Below are 15,247 nucleotides of genomic sequence, written 5' to 3'. Positions count from 1 at the left end.
AAAACCCGCTTTCAAGGCAACCAAGTAGAAGCGCTGAAAGATATCCATTTTACAGTAGATGAGGGCGATTATGTCGCTATTATGGGGGAATCTGGCTCTGGGAAGTCCACTCTGCTCAACATTCTTGCCATGCTAGACAAGCCAACCGAAGGACGCGTCTTTCTCAATGGCACGGATACAGCGACGATTAAAAACAGTCAAGCTTCGAGCTTCCGTCGGGAAAAATTAGGTTTCGTTTTTCAAGATTTCAACCTGTTAGACACGCTTTCGGTCAAGGACAATATTCTCTTGCCGCTCGTTTTATCACGCCGTTCGATTACAGAAATGATGCAAAAGTTGGTTACTACTTGTAATGAACTGGGGATTAACCAATTGCAGGAAAAATTCCCCTATGAAATTTCCGGTGGTCAAAAACAACGGGTGGCGGTGGCGCGTGCTATTATCACCAATCCAGAAATTCTGCTGGCAGACGAGCCAACAGGGGCGCTCGATTCTAAGTCTTCTGCGGCGCTTTTAGATGTATTTGATGACATCAATGACCGCGGACAGACGATTCTTATGGTAACGCACTCGACTTCGGCGGCAAGCCGAGCTAAGCGAGTACTGTTCATCAAGGACGGAATTTTGTACAATCAAATCTTCCGAGGAGATAAGACCGAGCGCCAGATGTTCCAAGAAATTTCAGATACCTTAACGGTCATGGCAAGCGAGGTGAGTCAAGGTGTTTAGATTAGCGGGAAAATTAGCGGTTTCTAACCTAGTGAAAAATCGTAGATTATACTATCCATTTGCGTTGGCAACTTGTTTAGTCGTCGCTATTTCATATATTTTTAATTCTTTAACGTTTAATCCCCATTTACAAAAAATGCAGGGGGCAAGTTCTATTTCATTTGTCTTGGCTCTTGGAGTGATTATTGTGACGATTGCTGCAGCGATTATCGTTTTTTATGCTAATAGCTTCGTCATGAAAAATCGCTCGAAAGAACTGGGGCTGTATGGAATGCTAGGACTTAATAAACGTCATCTCTTTACCATGGTGTTCATTGAGTTATTGATTTTAGGAGCGACGACTGTCACGATTGGTCTTGGATTTGGTATTGTATTTGATAAACTGATTTATGCCTTTTTACTGAAATTGATGGGGTTAAAAGTGGTTCTAGTATCCACGTTTCAATGGTTAGTTCTTATTTCAGTTGTTGTCATCTATGGCGTTATTTTTGCGGGCTTGGTGCTTGTCAACGGTTTGAGGATTCTACGTTTTAATGCTTTGCAATTGGCCAAGGAAAAGAATAGCGGTGAAAGAAAAGGACGATTTCTTCTGATTCAAACGATTATTGGATCGATTTCTTTAGGCTATGCTTATTACCTAGCTCTGAGTGTCAAAAATCCATTGATAGCAATTGGTATATTTTTTATAGCTGTTCTCTTTGTTATTTTAGGGACTTATCTGCTGTTCAATGCAGGAGTTACGGTATTTTTGCAGTTGCTCCAGAAAAATAAACGATATTACTATCAACCAAACAATATGATTTCTGTGTCCAATTTGATTTTTCGGATGAAGAAAAATGCGGTTGGCTTAGCAACGATTTCGATTTTGTCAACCATGGTCTTAGTCACCTTAGCTGGTGGTATTAACATCTACGCAGGTGCTGATTATCTGAAAACAGTGATGTACCCTCAAGACTATACTATAAAGGGAAGTGAAGTATCAGCTGCCCAATTGGAACAAGCACTGACAGAGTTTGCAAATGAAAATCATCTAAAAGTTACTAAGAAAAGCGCCTATCAATATTATTCGATGGGAATTAAAAAACAAGACGGTAATCAGCTTGATATTTATCCAAAAAGAGAAACACAAGTTTCTCCACAAGCCTATATCCTGCTGTTTTCAGCTGATGATTATCGGAAAATGACGGGCAAAACATTGAATTTAAAAGATAATGAGACAGCAATCTTTGCAAAAGGAATGTCTATTAAACAAGATCGACCTCTTAAACTGATTGGGCAAGAATTGACAGTGAAAGAACTTTTAACAGAGGACTTTGTTCTTGGAAATGTCGTAGATCAGAATAATATCATTGTGCCGCAGTCACTTTTTATGGTTGTCAATGATCCACAAAAGATAGTAGATGCACAAAAGGAGCACTACACAATTAATACAGAGTTATATGGCGGCTTGAATATCAGGGCTTCTAATAAGAAAAAGGGCGATTTGGATACAGCTTACCAGAGGAAGCTGAAACAGTTCAATACAACGCTCCCCGATAATGCCGGTGTGTATGGTTATACAAGAATCCAAGGTGTGCAGGAAATCATGAGCATGCTCGGCGGAGTTTTCTTTATTGGTATTTTCCTTTCAATTGTCTTTATGCTGGGAACGGTTTTGGTAATCTACTACAAACAGATTTCAGAAGGGTATGAAGACCGAGACCGCTTTGTAATTTTACAAAAGGTAGGATTAGATGAAAAGCAAACCAAGCGCACCATTCGCAAACAAATTTTGACTGTGTTCTTCTTACCGCTTGCTTTCGCTTTTGTGCATCTGGCATTTGCTTATCATATGCTGAGCCTTATGTTGAAAGTGCTGGGTGTCTTAAATGCTACATTGATGTTGGAAGTTACGCTTGGCGTTTGTGCTGTTTTCTTTATCGTCTATGTACTTGTCTTTCTCATCACATCACGCAGTTATCGTAGAATTGTGTCGATGTGAGTTAGCGATAGGTACGGATAATAGTGAAAAGGAGTAGGGCTATTCTTGCTCCTTTTTCAATTTATTTAACAAAAAAGAGGGACGTTTGATTCCTTTTTGATTGCTTTTATGGTAGAATAATTCAATCTAATAAATTGGAGTTTAGGATGAATATTTTTCGTAAAAAAGATGTCAGTCGAGATCGGACTGGCATGCGTCGTCATTTACGATTGCTTGATTTGATTTTGTTAGGAATTGGCGCTATGGTGGGAACGGGTATTTTCACGATTACCGGAACGGCGGCTGCAACTCTAGCTGGTCCAGCTTTGGTGATTTCGATTATTATTTCTGCTCTTTGCGTGAGTATTTCTGCTTTCTTTTATGCAGAATTTGCGTCAAGAATTCCTGCAAATGGAGGTGCTTATAGCTATCTCTATGCTGTTTTTGGAGAATTTCCAGCTTGGATAGCAGGTTGGCTGACCATTATGGAATTTATGACGGCTGTATCTAGTGTTGCCTCTGGTTGGGCTTCCTATTTGAAAGGCCTGCTGAATGGATTTGGTTTGAGTATGCCAAGAGCGCTCAATGGAACCTTTAATCCGCAAGTGGGAACCTATGTAGACTTACTGCCGATTCTTGTTTTGGTATTTGTAACAGGTGTGGTTTTATTAAATTCTAAAGCAGCTCTGCGATTTAATTCTGCTTTGGTTGTCTTGAAGTTTTCGGCGCTTGCCCTTTTTATCTTTGTAGGGATTTTCTTTATTAAACCTGAAAATTGGTCTCATTTTACCCCATTTGGCTTTGGAAAATTATATGGTGGTAATGTTGGAATTATGGCTGGTGCTTCTCTGATGTTCTTTGCTTTTCTAGGTTTCGAGTCTATTTCTATGGCAGTGGACGAGATTAAGGAGCCACAAAAGAATGTTCCACGAGGGATTGTGCTGTCTTTGTCTATTGTAACGGTGCTTTATATATTGGTGACACTAGTTTTGACAGGGATTGTTCACTATAGCAAGCTAGATGTAGCAGATGCTGTCGCTTTTGCGCTTCGCAGTGCTGGGCTTGGCTGGGCGGCTAATTATGTGTCAGTGGTAGCGATTTTAACTTTGATTACCGTTTGCATTTCCATGACTTATGCTCTGTCGCGTATGATTTACAGCATTGCGCGTGACGGTTTGTTGCCAAAGTCTTTCAGAAAATTAACTGCCACTAGTCGGGTACCGAAAAATGCTACGATTTTGGTAGGGATAGCTGCGGCAGTATGTGCTGGTATTTTCCCGTTAGCCAGTATCGCATCCTTTCTAAATATCTGCACCTTGGCTTATCTGATTTTGTTAGCAGTGGCTATTTTGAAGTTGCGCAAGGATAAAGGATTTCCTCAAGCAGGGGAGTTTAAAACTCCTCTGGTACCTCTGACGCCAATCTTATCCATTATTATTTGCCTGTCTTTCATGACCCAATATGGCTCTGATACTTGGCTAGCATTCGGGCTTGCCTTACTAGTCGGAACAATTATTTATTTTATCTATGGCTACCAACATTCGGAAATCAATTGATGAGTTTTAATCCAGACAGCCACTTAGGCTGTTTTTTGCTATAATAGAAAGAAAAAGAGGTGCGAATATGATACGACCAGCAGAACTTTCAGATGCAGCAGCTATTCAGGAAATCAATGCAACTGCTCTCGGCTATGATTTTGGCTTGATAGAAACTCGTCAGAAACTATCAGAGCTGTTGGATAGGTCAGATCATTTTATCTTGGTGGCAGAAAATGCAGCAGGTCAACTTGTCGGTTATGCCCACGCTTGTCGTTATGACTGCCTTTACTTTTCATCTTTGCTCAATCTGTTGGCTTTGGCTGTTGCTCCAGATTTTCAAGGTCAGGGATATGGCAAAGCGCTGATGCAGGCCGTGCGTGAAGAGGGGTCAGCTACAGGCTATGCAGGTATTCGCATAAACTCTGGCATTTCTCGAACTGCAGCCCATGAATTTTATCGAAAACTGGGCTGTGAGGAAAAAGCTGATCAGAAACGTTTTTATTGGGAATTTTGAGAAATGATATCTATGAAGATTGAACCATTAAGTCAAAGCAATGCAGAAGAAATTGCGAATCATTGGCATTACGAAGGAATCTATGCTTTTTATGATATGCAAGCAGATTCTGAGGATTATGAAGAAATTTTATCTCCTGAAGCGCGTGGTGATCACTATTATCAGGTTCTCAAAAATGATGAATTATATGGCTTTTTTTGCCTTTTTCCAATTGACAAAGACAAGCAGGAACTGGGTTTAGGTATGAAGCCAGAGTATTGTGGCAAAGGTCAAGGCAAAGATTTTTTACAAACGATTTTACGGTTTATCGAGGAAAATCTTTCAGCAAAAATCCTGACTCTCTCAGTTGCAGATTTTAATCAAAGAGCTCAAAGGCTCTATCTCAATTGTGGTTTCAACGTGATTGGACGGCAGCCTCAGGAAAGCAATGGCGATAGTTACCTTTTTGTCAAAATGGAAAAGGAGTTGAAATGAGAGTTGCGGTTATCCAAGGAACCACTCGAAGAAATATGAATTTGCTGCTATTTGAATCTGTAAAAAAAGCAGTCCAATCGTCTGACGAAGTGCTGAATTTTGGTATTTTTGAGGAGGAGAACGAGCAGTATTCTTATGTTGAGATAGCGATCTTGATCAGTTTCTTAATAGAAAGTGGAGCAGTAGATTTTGTTGTAACAGGTTGTTCTTCAGGTCAAGGGATGACGCTTGCCTGTAATAGTTTACCAGGTCTTTTGTGTGGCTATATAGAGACCCCACAAGATGCTTTCCTCTTTGGACGAATCAATGGAGGAAATGTTGCTTCCCTGCCATTAGGGTTGAATTTTGGGTGGCAAGGAGAATTGAACCTGCAATATACATTGGATAAATTATTTGATGGTGAGTTTGGCATTGGCTATCCTGAACATGAAGCAGAAAGAAAAAGAGTGGAAGCAAGTGCCTTAAAGAATTTGAACCGTTTAACGAAACGAAGTTGGGAAGAATTAGTAGAACAACTTCCAACTGATACTTTCACTAAATTGTTGCAAAGAAAGATAGTGATGAATGCCATTATAAATAAGGGAAGTAATAAAGAGTTCATCCGTTTGCTGAAAGCGAAAGTAGATAAAATGGACGCAGATAGAAAGTGGAATAAAGTTTGACAATCAAATAGGGAAAGTATGAGATTGACTTCTGTTGCAGTTATCGTTATTTGAGAAAAAAAGGGAGTGGGACAGAACTAAAAATAGAAAATTTTTAGTTCGTAGTCCCACCCCCGCAAGGGTGCTTAAACAGTTATCAAGCTGTTTAAGGTTGCAGATGAAGAAAACGAAGTTTTCGTCAAAGGTGCTCTTCCGAGCTTGAAAAGCGAATGAAGAGTTCAATCACGATGGCTTGCTGTGCAGGCTGATTTCCCGCCTTCAACAATTCACTGAATGTTGAAGCTACGTTATTCGTTTATTAATAAATATGATAGAAGCTGGGACACTTTTTGCCCAGCCTTTTCTTGTCTTATGCTAATTTTGTAATATTGACTGCTTGAAGACCACGTTGACCTTCTTCAATGTCAAAAGTTACTTTTTCGCCTTCATTCAGTGATTTGAATCCGTCGGATTGAATCGCTGAAAAGTGAGCAAATACGTCTGGTCCGTTTTCTTGTGAAATAAAGCCGAAGCCTTTTTCAGCATTGAACCATTTTACTGTACCTTGTGCCATACATCTTACTTCCTTTCTCTAAAATGTTGCGTAAAAAATAGAAAAAGTAAAGATGAAAAACAAAAATACTCACTCAAAATTCATTTACTCTTGCTAGTCTAACAGAAGTAGCAGTAAAAAGCAAGAAAAAACAGCGATTGCCACTTCATTTTATGCTATACTAGTATAAAATGAAGAAAGGCGTAAAATCATCTTTCAAAAGCAAGTTCAGAAACTCTAGTTGTATATGTTCAACTAGGATTACTTGATGATAGAAAAAGGGTAAAGAGATATGAAAAAGAAAAATGTAGGGATTATGAGTGTTGTAGTAGTTTTGCTATTACTTGTGACAGGGTATTATTTCTTCATTTACGCCCCTCATCAAAGGGCGGTAGCTAGTTATGAAAAAGCTGTCACAGCCTTGAAAGATAGTAATAAAGACATTGAGAGTCTAGTCTCAGATGCTGAAAAACTTGTTAAAACAAATGCTGAACCACTAGAACCAGCTACATTAGAGGATTTAAAAACAGCCATATCTGACACTGATAAGGAGATTCGGAAAGCTTCTAAAATGGAAAGTAAGACAGAAGATATTGAAAAGCAAGTTAAAGAACTTACTGAGCCAGTAGATTATGCAGCCAGTCAGAAAAATCTCTCTGAAAAAATGAATCAGTATCAACAGAGTGTCACACAGCTGAAACAAATTACAAATCCGACCAATGCTTTTGTTGAGGAGCGATTGAGAGAGATTGAGACAATCACTGGAGTGCAATCGGTAACAGAAACTCACGACCCTAATGGACAATTGAATAAACAGGGTGGCTATACTGCTTCGATTTATTTTAGCGATAGCCAAGTCACCGAAGCTGTTGATGGTACAGATATTGCAGAAAAAGGGACAGATGCAGGTGGCGATATCGAAGTTTATCCTACGAAAGAGGATGCGGAAAAGAGAAATATCTACCTATCGGCTTTTGATGGGAATGGATTTTTAAATCCTGGTTCTCACTATGTATACGGTACACTTGTAATTCGAACTTCTCGCCATTTAACTGGGACTCAACAGAAAGAACTCACTGAAAAAATCTATCAAAAACTGATTGAGCTGAAATAAACATCAACTTAAAATCTAACTAAAAAACGAATCACGATATTTATAGCTAAAAGGAGAAAACGAAAATGACATTCGAAGAAATTTTACCGGGTTTGAAAGCCAAAAAGAAATATGTCCGCATAGGCTGGGGCGGTGCTGAGAATTATGTCCAGCTTTTTGACAGCATTGAGCAGAACGGAGTGGCGCTTGAAGTGACGCCTTATTTTCTCATTAATGTATCAGGCGAGGGAGAAGGCTTTTCCATGTGGAGTCCGACGCCTTGTGACATATTAGCAGATGACTGGGTGGAAGTCCATGACTAGGACGGTTTTGGTGACAGGTGTTAGCTCAGGGATTGGTTTGGCTCAGGCGCAGCTTTTTTTGGAAAATGGCTGGCGCGTATATGGTGTAGACCGCTCTGAAAAACCAAGTTTGACAGGGGATTTTCATTTTTTTCAACAAGACTTGATACTGGGGTTTCAGCCCATTTTTGACTGGTGTCCTCAGGTAGATGTCCTCTGCAATACAGCTGGAGTGCTGGATGATTACAAGCCACTTCTTGAGCAATCCGCTCAGGAGATCCAAGAAATTTTCGAGATTAACTATGTAACACCAGTAGAGCTAACTCGTTATTATTTGACGCAGATGCTGAAGAAACAATCAGGCATCATCATCAATATGTGCTCAATTGCATCTAGCTTAGCTGGCGGTGGCGGTCATGCTTACACTTCTTCCAAGCATGCTCTAGCAGGATTTACCAAGCAGTTGGCACTAGACTATGCGGAGCAGGGAGTGCAGGTTTTTGGGATTGCACCGGGTGCAGTTAAAACAAGTATGACAGCAGCAGACTTTGAGCCGGGAGGCTTAGCCCAATGGGTAGTAGACGAAACTCCCATCAAGCGTTGGATAGAACCAGAAGAAGTTGCCGAGCTAACCCTCTTTCTCGCCTCAGGAAAAGCCCAACCCATGCAGGGCGAGATTGTCAAGATTGACGGTGGCTGGAGTTTGAAGTGAGGAAGCAAGCAGAATGAAAGCAGTGAGCATTGAGCCAAGACTGCAAAAATCTTTCCAACATTGGCAAAAGAACATGGTGAGATATGGTTTGAAAGCTGGGCTGGGGCAGTTTTATACAAATGAAGACGAGACTGCCGTTTTGTATGAACAAGGAGATTTTCTCTTTTTGGCTGGGCAGGCAGATATGGCATTACTGGCGGATTATAGGGATTTTTGTAAGCCAGACTACCGCATTCTCATATCTGAAGAGGCTTCTTGGCAAGGCTGCTTATCCTCTTGCCCAGCCTTATCTCCTTTTACCCGTTATGCTTTTAAAGATGAGGCAGATTTTGATGACAAGGTTTTGAAAAACATCGTGGAGCAGTTATCGGAGCAGTTCGTTATTGAGGCAATCAATTCAAAAACCTATCAAGAACTAGCTCAGGAAGAATGGTCTCAGGATTTGCAGGGGAATTTTGCAACTTTTAAAGACTTTCAAGAAGGCGGAGCTTTTGGCTTTGTGATCCGGAAGGGTCAGGAAATCGTCGCTGGGGTCTCGACAGCACTTGTCTACCAAAAAGCCATTGAAATTGAGATTGCAACAAAACCGACTTATCAACAGCAAGGTTTAGCTACTGTTCTTGGGGCGAAGATGATTTTGGCATCCCTGCAATGCGGCGTTTTTCCGCTCTGGGATGCCCACAATGAAGCCTCAAAGAAAATAGCTGAAAAGCTAGGTTATCAATGCTTAGGAGCTTACCCAGCTTATGAGTTAAAATTACAGATAGGAGAAACCATGACACCAGAACAATTATGGAATGAATACAAAACAATCAATCCCACAATCGGTGATGACATTGATGCGTGGGCATTTGGTGTAGAGCCAGACCAGCTGGCGGATTTAGTTTTGAAAGGAGAGAAGACTGCGACGGCTTCTGCCTACGATTTGTATCAGATAGATGGTGAGCCGATTCCTCAAGCAGGAACCTTTGATGTGATTTTAGACGGTCAGGGTCAAGCTGTCTGTATCATTAAAGTGACCAAGGTAACGGTTGTCCCTTTCAATCAAGTGTCTGCAGAGCATGCTTTTAAAGAAGGAGAGGGAGATAAATCTTTGGCTTACTGGCGGCAGGTGCATGAGGAACTCTTCACGGAATGGATGGCTGAAGCCGGCTTAGCTTTCTCAGAGGAGACGGGCGTGGTCTTGGAGGAGTTTTGCAAGGTTTATCCGATAGATTAGAAGACTGTGCCTTATATTCACTTAGAAAAAATCCGACACGAACAAGGAATTTTTCCCAGCCTCCTATGACAGCTGGCAATAATAACCATGGATTCTGACTTCTCCCAGATAAAAGGGGACAAATTTCTCATGGAGGAAGCACTCGTTTGTAGTGAAATCCGAATTTTAACATGTAGTATTTATGTTTTTTTAATAAGTCACGAACCTTTTTATGTGGTATGGACTTTTTATGAGCAAAAAATCAAATTCTCTGCAGGAAATGATGTTTTTGAGAAGAAAAACGTTATTTTTCCATGAAAAGGGTCTTCTCTAGAAAGGTTTGGGGAACTTTCAGACAGATTTATTCGGAATAGACAGCCGAACGCTCTATTTCTTTTTTAATTCCTCATTTAAAAAATTTTGGTTTAATGATATAATAGTAGTGACATCTTAGAGAAAAGAGACGATTTATGACAAACTATGCAATTATTTTAGCAGCTGGAAAAGGCACTCGCATGAAATCAGATTTACCAAAAGTGCTTCACAAAGTTGCTGGAATTTCGATGTTAGAACACGTATTTAGAAGTGTTGCTGCCATTGCACCAGAAAAGACTGTGACAGTGGTCGGACACAAGGCAGAGCTGGTGGAGCAAGTATTGGCGGGGCAGACAGAGTTTGTTCGTCAAACGGAGCAATTAGGAACTGGTCATGCTGTGATGATGGCAGAGCCTGTGCTGGAAGGTTTGGCAGGGCAAACATTAGTCATTGCAGGAGACACTCCTTTAATCACAGGAGAAAGCCTGAAAAATTTGATTAACTTTCATGTCAACCACAAAAATGTTGCAACGATTTTGACGGCAGAAGCGGAAAATCCATTTGGTTATGGGCGGATTGTCCGTAATCAGCATGAAGAAGTGATCAAAATTGTGGAGCAAAAGGATGCTTCGGATTTTGAAAAGCAAATCAAAGAAATCAATACAGGAACGTATGTTTTTGATAACGCCCGTCTTTTTGAAGCCCTGAAAAATATCAATACCAACAATGCGCAAGGAGAATACTACATCACAGATGTAATCGGCATTTTCCGTGAGAATGGCGAAAAAGTCGGCGCTTATACTTTGAAAGATTTTGATGAAAGTCTTGGTGTCAATGACCGCGTGGCATTGGCAACGGCAGAAAGTATTATGCGTCGCCGAATCAATCAAGCTCATATGGTGAATGGGGTTAGCTTTGTAAATCCAGAAGCGACTTATATCGATGTAGATGTACAGATTGAACCAGAAGTACAAATTGAAGCTAATGTTAGCTTGAAAGGGCAAACGAAAATTGGCGCAGGCAGCATTCTGACAAACGGTACGTATATTGTTGACTCTGCTATCGGTGAACAAACGGTTATTACCAATTCTATGATTGAAGAGTCTACAGTTGCAGACGGTGTAACGGTGGGACCTTACGCTCATGTTCGCCCAGATTCAAGCCTTGCTAAAAATGTACATGTTGGTAATTTCGTTGAAGTGAAAGGTTCTTCTATCGGTGAAAATACCAAAGCTGGGCATCTGACTTACATTGGTAATTCTGAAGTGGGTGCGAATGTCAATTTTGGTGCTGGAACAATTACAGTTAATTATGATGGACAGCACAAGTTTAAGACTGTCATTGGGAACAATGTCTTTGTAGGTTCTAATTCGACCATTATTGCGCCGGTAGAACTTGGGGACAATTCTCTTGTAGGTGCAGGCTCAACCATTACTAAGGATGTACCAGCAGACGCTATTGCCATCGGACGTGGACGTCAGATTAACAAAGATGAATACGCAAAACGCTTGCCACATCATCCAGATAATAAGTAGGAACGGCTATGGATTTTGAAGAAAAAACGCTAAAACGAACAGAAATTTATCAAGGTCCTATTTTTAACCTTGTCAAGGATAAAGTTCAGCTACCGGCTGGGAAAGGTACAGCTTATCGTGATTTGATTTTCCATAATGGTGCTGTAGCAGTTATTGCGCTAACGCCAGAAGACAAAATGATTTTGGTTAAGCAGTACCGCAAAGCTATTGAAGCAACCTCTTATGAAATTCCAGCTGGCAAGTTAGAAGTTGGTGAAAATGCGGATCCTGAGGCCGCAGCTTTGCGCGAATTAGAAGAAGAAACGGGTTATACAGGTGAGTTAGAACTGCTTTATGATTTCTATTCGACGATTGGCTTTTGCAATGAGCGAATCAAACTTTATAGCGCTAGCCATTTGACAAAAGTTGAAAATCCTCGTCCACAAGATGAAGACGAGACCTTAGAACTCTATGAAGTGACCTTGGAAGAAGCGAAAGCTTTCCTTGCTAGTGGTGATATTTGTGATGCAAAAACCATTATTGCACTCCAATATTGGGAAATGAAAATGAATCGAAGATAGGGGAACGCTCATGGGAAGACCTTTATTAACAGATGAAATGATTGAACGGGCAAATCGTGGTGAAGATATTTCAGGTCCACCTTTGCATGATGAGGAAGAAACCAAAATTTTAAAAACAACCAGAAGTCAGTTTGGTTATTCTTCTCCAACTAGTGGCTTCAATCAAGATACGCTACAAATTGATGTAGAACCAACAGTAACCAAAAGCCGACGCATTGAAAATGCAAAACGCGGAGTATTCCAAGCAAAATTAAACAAAATTCTATTTTGGATTGTCCTGCTTTTGATTGCTTTGATTGCTGCTATTATTTGGCTATAAAAAGCGATAAGCTCGACTTTCGCTTTTTTTGTGATAGAATGAGAGGAAATAATGAAAATCGGAATTATTGCGGCCATGCCTGAGGAACTAAAAATCTTAGTGGAAAACTTGGAAAATGCCGAAAAGCACTTACGTTTGGGGCATGTTTATCATACGGGAAGTATCGGTCGTCATGAAGTTGTGCTGGTGGAAAGCGGGATTGGAAAGGTCATGTCTGCTATGAGCGTGGCTGTTTTGGTCAATGAGTTTAAAGTGACGGCTGTCATCAATACAGGTTCTGCTGGTGCGGTAGCTGAAGGCTTGCAAATCGGTGATGTTGTGGTTGCTAATCGGCTAGTATACCATGATGTAGATGTAACAGCTTTTGGCTATGAATACGGACAAATGGCACGCCAGCCACTTTATTTTGAAGCGAGCCGTTATTTGGTTTCTGAGATGAAAAAGATTTTAGAAAAGACACATCAGACAAGTCGCGTTGGCTTGATTGCAACAGGAGACAGTTTTATTGCGGGGCAGGATAAGATTCATGCCATTAAGCAGCATTTTCCAGATGTTTTAGCGGTAGAAATGGAAGGAGCCGCCATTGCTCAAGCGACCCATTCTATCGGTCTGCCTTTTATGGTTATTCGGGCCATGAGTGATACAGCTTCTTATGACGCCAATATCAGCTTTGACGAATTTATTCATGAAGCTGGCAAGCGCTCAGCAGACACTCTGATTCAATTTCTGAAAGAATTAGTTTAGACAAGGAGAATATAGTGTATAAAGAATCTTATTTCGACGGCGGCCTCTTTTCTTACATTGGTCATGTCATCTTAGCCATTTTGATTACTGTCTTGACGTTGGGTATCTGTGCTCCTTGGGGCATGTGTATCCTGTATAATTGGAAGATTAAGCACACAGTCATTGACGGACACCGTCTCTATTTTGATGGTACTGCGATGCAGCTTTTTGGAAATTGGGTGAAGTGGTGGCTCTTGACAATCATTACTTTTGGCATTTATGGTTTTTGGCTTAATATCAAGCTAACCCAGTGGATTACCAAACACACCCATCATTTGAATTAGATGAAAGCAAGCGAGAATGAAGCAGTCTCGCTTTTCATTTGTTCTACCTTGCCAAAAAATCCCTTTTGATGGTATAATCAAGAAACTGCAATCAATGATAGAGGAGAAAAGATGAGTATCTTAGAAGTAAAAAATCTCAGCCACGGTTTTGGAGACCGGGCTATTTTTGAGGATGTATCCTTTCGTCTGCTGAAGGGCGAGCATATCGGCTTAGTTGGAGCCAACGGTGAAGGGAAGTCCACCTTTATGAGCATTGTAACTGGTCAATTGTTGCCAGATGAAGGCAAGGTTGAGTGGTCTAAGTATGTGACAGCTGGCTATTTAGATCAGCATGCTGTGTTGAAAGAAGGTCAATCTGTACGTGATGTGTTGCGGACTGCTTTTGATGAACTTTTCAAGACTGAAGCTCGGATCAATGAGATATATCTGGCTATGGCAGAAGATGGAGCGGATGTTGATGTCCTTATGGAAGAAGTGGGTGAATTGCAGGAGCGATTGGAAAGTCGAGACTTTTATACTTTAGATGCTAAGATTGATGAGGTAGCTCGTGCTTTAGGGGTTATGGATTACGGTATGGAAACGGATGTCACCGCTCTTTCTGGAGGTCAACGAACCAAGGTGCTCTTAGCAAAACTTCTCCTTCAAAAACCAGACATCTTGCTCTTAGATGAGCCTACCAACTATTTGGACGCAGAGCATATTGATTGGCTCAAGCGCTATCTGCAAAATTATGAAAATGCTTTCGTGCTCATTTCCCATGATATTCCTTTCTTAAACGATGTAATCAATATCGTCTACCATGTAGAAAATCAAAACTTGACCCGCTATTCTGGTGATTATTATCAATTCTTAGAAGTCTACGAGATGAAAAAATCTCAGTTGGAAGCAGCTTATGAGCGTCAGCAGAAGGAAATTGCAGACCTCAAGGACTTTGTAGCTCGCAATAAAGCCCGTGTGGCGACCCGTAATATGGCCATGTCCCGCCAGAAAAAATTAGACAAAATGGAACTGATTGAACTGCAAGGCGAGAAGCCTAAGCCCTCCTTTGACTTCAAAATGGCTCGTACACCAGGGCGCTTTATTTTCCAAGCCAAGGACTTGCAGATTGGGTATGACTGTCCACTGACCCAGCCTCTTAATCTGACCTTTGAGCGCAATCAGAAAGTGGCCATCATCGGGGCAAATGGGATTGGGAAAACAACTCTTTTGAAGAGTCTCTTGGGGATTATACCACCAATCGCTGGGGAAGTTGAGCGTGGAGACTATCTGGAATTGGGTTATTTCGAGCAAGAGACAGCTGGTGGTAATCGTCAGACTCCTCTGGAAGCTGTTTGGGATGCTTTCCCGTCACTCAATCAAGCGGAAGTTCGTGCTGCTCTGGCTCGCTGCGGTCTGACCTCAAAGCATATTGAAAGCCAGATCCAGGTTCTTTCAGGTGGGGAGCAGGCTAAGGTCCGCCTCTGTCTCCTTATGAACCGAGGAAATAATGTCTTAGTGCTGGATGAGCCCACGAATCACCTTGATGTGGATGCAAAAGATGAACTCAAACGCGCTCTCCAAGCGTACAAAGGCAGTATTCTCATGGTCTGCCATGAGCCCGACTTCTACGAAGGATGGGTAGATCATATTTGGGATTTTAATCAATTAACGTAAGAATAAAGAAAACGAGGTGTAGGACAAAAAATCAGGATTTCGTAAGAAATCGATTTTGTCGTCCCACCCCCGCAAGGTTGAGTA

Annotated in this window: 17 protein-coding genes and 1 pseudogene; 17 read left to right on the top strand and 1 reads right to left on the bottom strand. The window is 41.1% G+C overall.

Annotation, left to right across the window (positions count from 1 at the left end):
- The 6 genes from HMPREF2634_RS08110 to HMPREF2634_RS08085 form a co-directional block, all read left to right on the top strand.
- The coding region (locus HMPREF2634_RS08110; RefSeq protein ID WP_070836447.1) for an ABC transporter ATP-binding protein at positions 1 to 729 on the top strand (729 nt) is incomplete at its 5' end.
- Positions 722 to 2,710, top strand: a complete 1,989-nt coding sequence (locus HMPREF2634_RS08105; RefSeq protein WP_021001423.1) for an ABC transporter permease — start codon at positions 722 to 724, stop codon at positions 2,708 to 2,710. The genes HMPREF2634_RS08110 and HMPREF2634_RS08105, both read left to right, overlap by 8 nt.
- Positions 2,711 to 2,856: 146 nt before the next feature.
- On the top strand, positions 2,857 to 4,245 hold the full coding sequence (locus HMPREF2634_RS08100) for an APC family permease (RefSeq protein WP_021001424.1): 1,389 nt from the start codon (positions 2,857 to 2,859) through the stop codon (positions 4,243 to 4,245).
- Between the two features lie 67 nt (positions 4,246 to 4,312).
- Positions 4,313 to 4,741 (top strand): GNAT family N-acetyltransferase, encoded by a 429-nt coding sequence (locus HMPREF2634_RS08095; RefSeq protein ID WP_037613156.1) that lies wholly within the window; start codon positions 4,313 to 4,315, stop codon positions 4,739 to 4,741.
- A 12-nt stretch (positions 4,742 to 4,753) separates the two neighbouring features.
- Positions 4,754 to 5,215 (top strand): GNAT family N-acetyltransferase, encoded by a 462-nt coding sequence (locus HMPREF2634_RS08090; RefSeq protein ID WP_037613154.1) that lies wholly within the window; start codon positions 4,754 to 4,756, stop codon positions 5,213 to 5,215.
- On the top strand, positions 5,212 to 5,877 hold the full coding sequence (locus HMPREF2634_RS08085; RefSeq protein ID WP_021001427.1) for an RpiB/LacA/LacB family sugar-phosphate isomerase: 666 nt from the start codon (positions 5,212 to 5,214) through the stop codon (positions 5,875 to 5,877). Before HMPREF2634_RS08090 ends, HMPREF2634_RS08085 begins: the two co-directional genes overlap by 4 nt.
- 349 nt (positions 5,878 to 6,226) lie before the next feature.
- On the opposite strand, the gene HMPREF2634_RS08080 is transcribed toward HMPREF2634_RS08085, so the two are convergent.
- Positions 6,227 to 6,430 (bottom strand): cold-shock protein, encoded by a 204-nt coding sequence (locus HMPREF2634_RS08080; protein WP_003032129.1) that lies wholly within the window; start codon positions 6,428 to 6,430, stop codon positions 6,227 to 6,229.
- Between the two features lie 271 nt (positions 6,431 to 6,701).
- On the opposite strand from HMPREF2634_RS08080, the gene HMPREF2634_RS08075 reads away from it, so the two are divergent.
- From HMPREF2634_RS08075 to HMPREF2634_RS08030, 11 genes and pseudogenes are all read left to right on the top strand, one after another.
- A complete protein-coding gene (locus HMPREF2634_RS08075) occupies positions 6,702 to 7,523 on the top strand; it encodes a hypothetical protein (RefSeq protein ID WP_021001428.1) in 822 nt (273 codons plus the stop codon).
- 65 nt (positions 7,524 to 7,588) lie between these two features.
- Positions 7,589 to 7,825, top strand: coding sequence for a DUF2829 domain-containing protein (locus HMPREF2634_RS08070; RefSeq protein WP_003025500.1), 237 nt, complete (start codon positions 7,589 to 7,591; stop codon positions 7,823 to 7,825).
- Entirely contained in the window at positions 7,818 to 8,516 is a 699-nt protein-coding gene (locus HMPREF2634_RS08065) for a 3-oxoacyl-ACP reductase (RefSeq protein ID WP_021001429.1), read from the top strand. The genes HMPREF2634_RS08070 and HMPREF2634_RS08065 overlap by 8 nt, the downstream gene beginning before the upstream one ends.
- A gap of 13 nt (positions 8,517 to 8,529) precedes the next feature.
- Positions 8,530 to 9,204, top strand: a pseudogene (locus HMPREF2634_RS10275) (GNAT family N-acetyltransferase); the annotation flags it as partial.
- A gap of 87 nt (positions 9,205 to 9,291) precedes the next feature.
- The gene (locus HMPREF2634_RS10270; RefSeq protein ID WP_041784099.1) at positions 9,292 to 9,735 is read left to right on the top strand and encodes an ASCH domain-containing protein; all 444 of its coding nucleotides are present in this window, start codon (positions 9,292 to 9,294) and stop codon (positions 9,733 to 9,735) included.
- A 449-nt stretch (positions 9,736 to 10,184) separates the two neighbouring features.
- The gene (gene glmU / locus HMPREF2634_RS08055; RefSeq protein WP_021001431.1) at positions 10,185 to 11,564 is read left to right on the top strand and encodes a bifunctional UDP-N-acetylglucosamine diphosphorylase/glucosamine-1-phosphate N-acetyltransferase GlmU; all 1,380 of its coding nucleotides are present in this window, start codon (positions 10,185 to 10,187) and stop codon (positions 11,562 to 11,564) included.
- 8 nt (positions 11,565 to 11,572) lie between these two features.
- On the top strand, positions 11,573 to 12,124 hold the full coding sequence (locus HMPREF2634_RS08050) for an NUDIX hydrolase (protein WP_021001432.1): 552 nt from the start codon (positions 11,573 to 11,575) through the stop codon (positions 12,122 to 12,124).
- 10 nt (positions 12,125 to 12,134) lie between these two features.
- The gene (macP, locus tag HMPREF2634_RS08045) at positions 12,135 to 12,443 is read left to right on the top strand and encodes a cell wall synthase accessory phosphoprotein MacP (protein ID WP_003025491.1); all 309 of its coding nucleotides are present in this window, start codon (positions 12,135 to 12,137) and stop codon (positions 12,441 to 12,443) included.
- 51 nt (positions 12,444 to 12,494) lie between these two features.
- Complete coding sequence (locus HMPREF2634_RS08040; RefSeq protein ID WP_021001433.1) at positions 12,495 to 13,187, top strand: 5'-methylthioadenosine/adenosylhomocysteine nucleosidase; 693 nt, start codon at positions 12,495 to 12,497, stop codon at positions 13,185 to 13,187.
- A 14-nt stretch (positions 13,188 to 13,201) separates the two neighbouring features.
- On the top strand, positions 13,202 to 13,510 hold the full coding sequence (locus tag HMPREF2634_RS08035) for a DUF898 family protein (RefSeq protein ID WP_021001434.1): 309 nt from the start codon (positions 13,202 to 13,204) through the stop codon (positions 13,508 to 13,510).
- Positions 13,511 to 13,621: 111 nt separating this feature from the next.
- Positions 13,622 to 15,163 carry an ABC-F family ATP-binding cassette domain-containing protein gene (locus HMPREF2634_RS08030; RefSeq protein WP_021001435.1) on the top strand — a complete coding sequence of 514 codons (1,542 nt, stop codon included), beginning with the start codon at positions 13,622 to 13,624 and terminating at the stop codon, positions 15,161 to 15,163.
- The last annotated feature ends 84 nt before the right edge of the window (positions 15,164 to 15,247 follow it).

Origin of the sequence: Streptococcus sp. HMSC034B03, assembly GCF_001838575.1 — a bacterium.
GTDB classification, from domain to species: domain Bacteria; phylum Bacillota; class Bacilli; order Lactobacillales; family Streptococcaceae; genus Streptococcus; species Streptococcus anginosus.
This window is presented reverse-complemented; position numbering and strand designations above follow the sequence as displayed.

Excerpts from the sequence above, each read along its gene's own strand:
- HMPREF2634_RS08100 (WP_021001424.1), top strand. The coding sequence starts at position 2,857 with ATGAATATTTTTCGTAAAAAAGATGTCAGTCGAGATCGGACTGGCATG.
- HMPREF2634_RS08095 (WP_037613156.1), top strand. The coding sequence starts at position 4,313 with ATGATACGACCAGCAGAACTTTCAGATGCAGCAGCTATTCAGGAAATC.
- HMPREF2634_RS08090 (WP_037613154.1), top strand. The coding sequence starts at position 4,754 with ATGAAGATTGAACCATTAAGTCAAAGCAATGCAGAAGAAATTGCGAAT.
- HMPREF2634_RS08085 (WP_021001427.1), top strand. The coding sequence starts at position 5,212 with ATGAGAGTTGCGGTTATCCAAGGAACCACTCGAAGAAATATGAATTTG.
- HMPREF2634_RS08080 (WP_003032129.1), bottom strand. The coding sequence starts at position 6,430 with ATGGCACAAGGTACAGTAAAATGGTTCAATGCTGAAAAAGGCTTCGGC.
- HMPREF2634_RS08075 (WP_021001428.1), top strand. The coding sequence starts at position 6,702 with ATGAAAAAGAAAAATGTAGGGATTATGAGTGTTGTAGTAGTTTTGCTA.
- HMPREF2634_RS08070 (WP_003025500.1), top strand. The coding sequence starts at position 7,589 with ATGACATTCGAAGAAATTTTACCGGGTTTGAAAGCCAAAAAGAAATAT.
- HMPREF2634_RS08065 (WP_021001429.1), top strand. The coding sequence starts at position 7,818 with ATGACTAGGACGGTTTTGGTGACAGGTGTTAGCTCAGGGATTGGTTTG.
- HMPREF2634_RS10270 (WP_041784099.1), top strand. The coding sequence starts at position 9,292 with ATGACACCAGAACAATTATGGAATGAATACAAAACAATCAATCCCACA.
- glmU (WP_021001431.1), top strand. The coding sequence starts at position 10,185 with ATGACAAACTATGCAATTATTTTAGCAGCTGGAAAAGGCACTCGCATG.
- HMPREF2634_RS08050 (WP_021001432.1), top strand. The coding sequence starts at position 11,573 with ATGGATTTTGAAGAAAAAACGCTAAAACGAACAGAAATTTATCAAGGT.
- macP (WP_003025491.1), top strand. The coding sequence starts at position 12,135 with ATGGGAAGACCTTTATTAACAGATGAAATGATTGAACGGGCAAATCGT.
- HMPREF2634_RS08040 (WP_021001433.1), top strand. The coding sequence starts at position 12,495 with ATGAAAATCGGAATTATTGCGGCCATGCCTGAGGAACTAAAAATCTTA.
- HMPREF2634_RS08030 (WP_021001435.1), top strand. The coding sequence starts at position 13,622 with ATGAGTATCTTAGAAGTAAAAAATCTCAGCCACGGTTTTGGAGACCGG.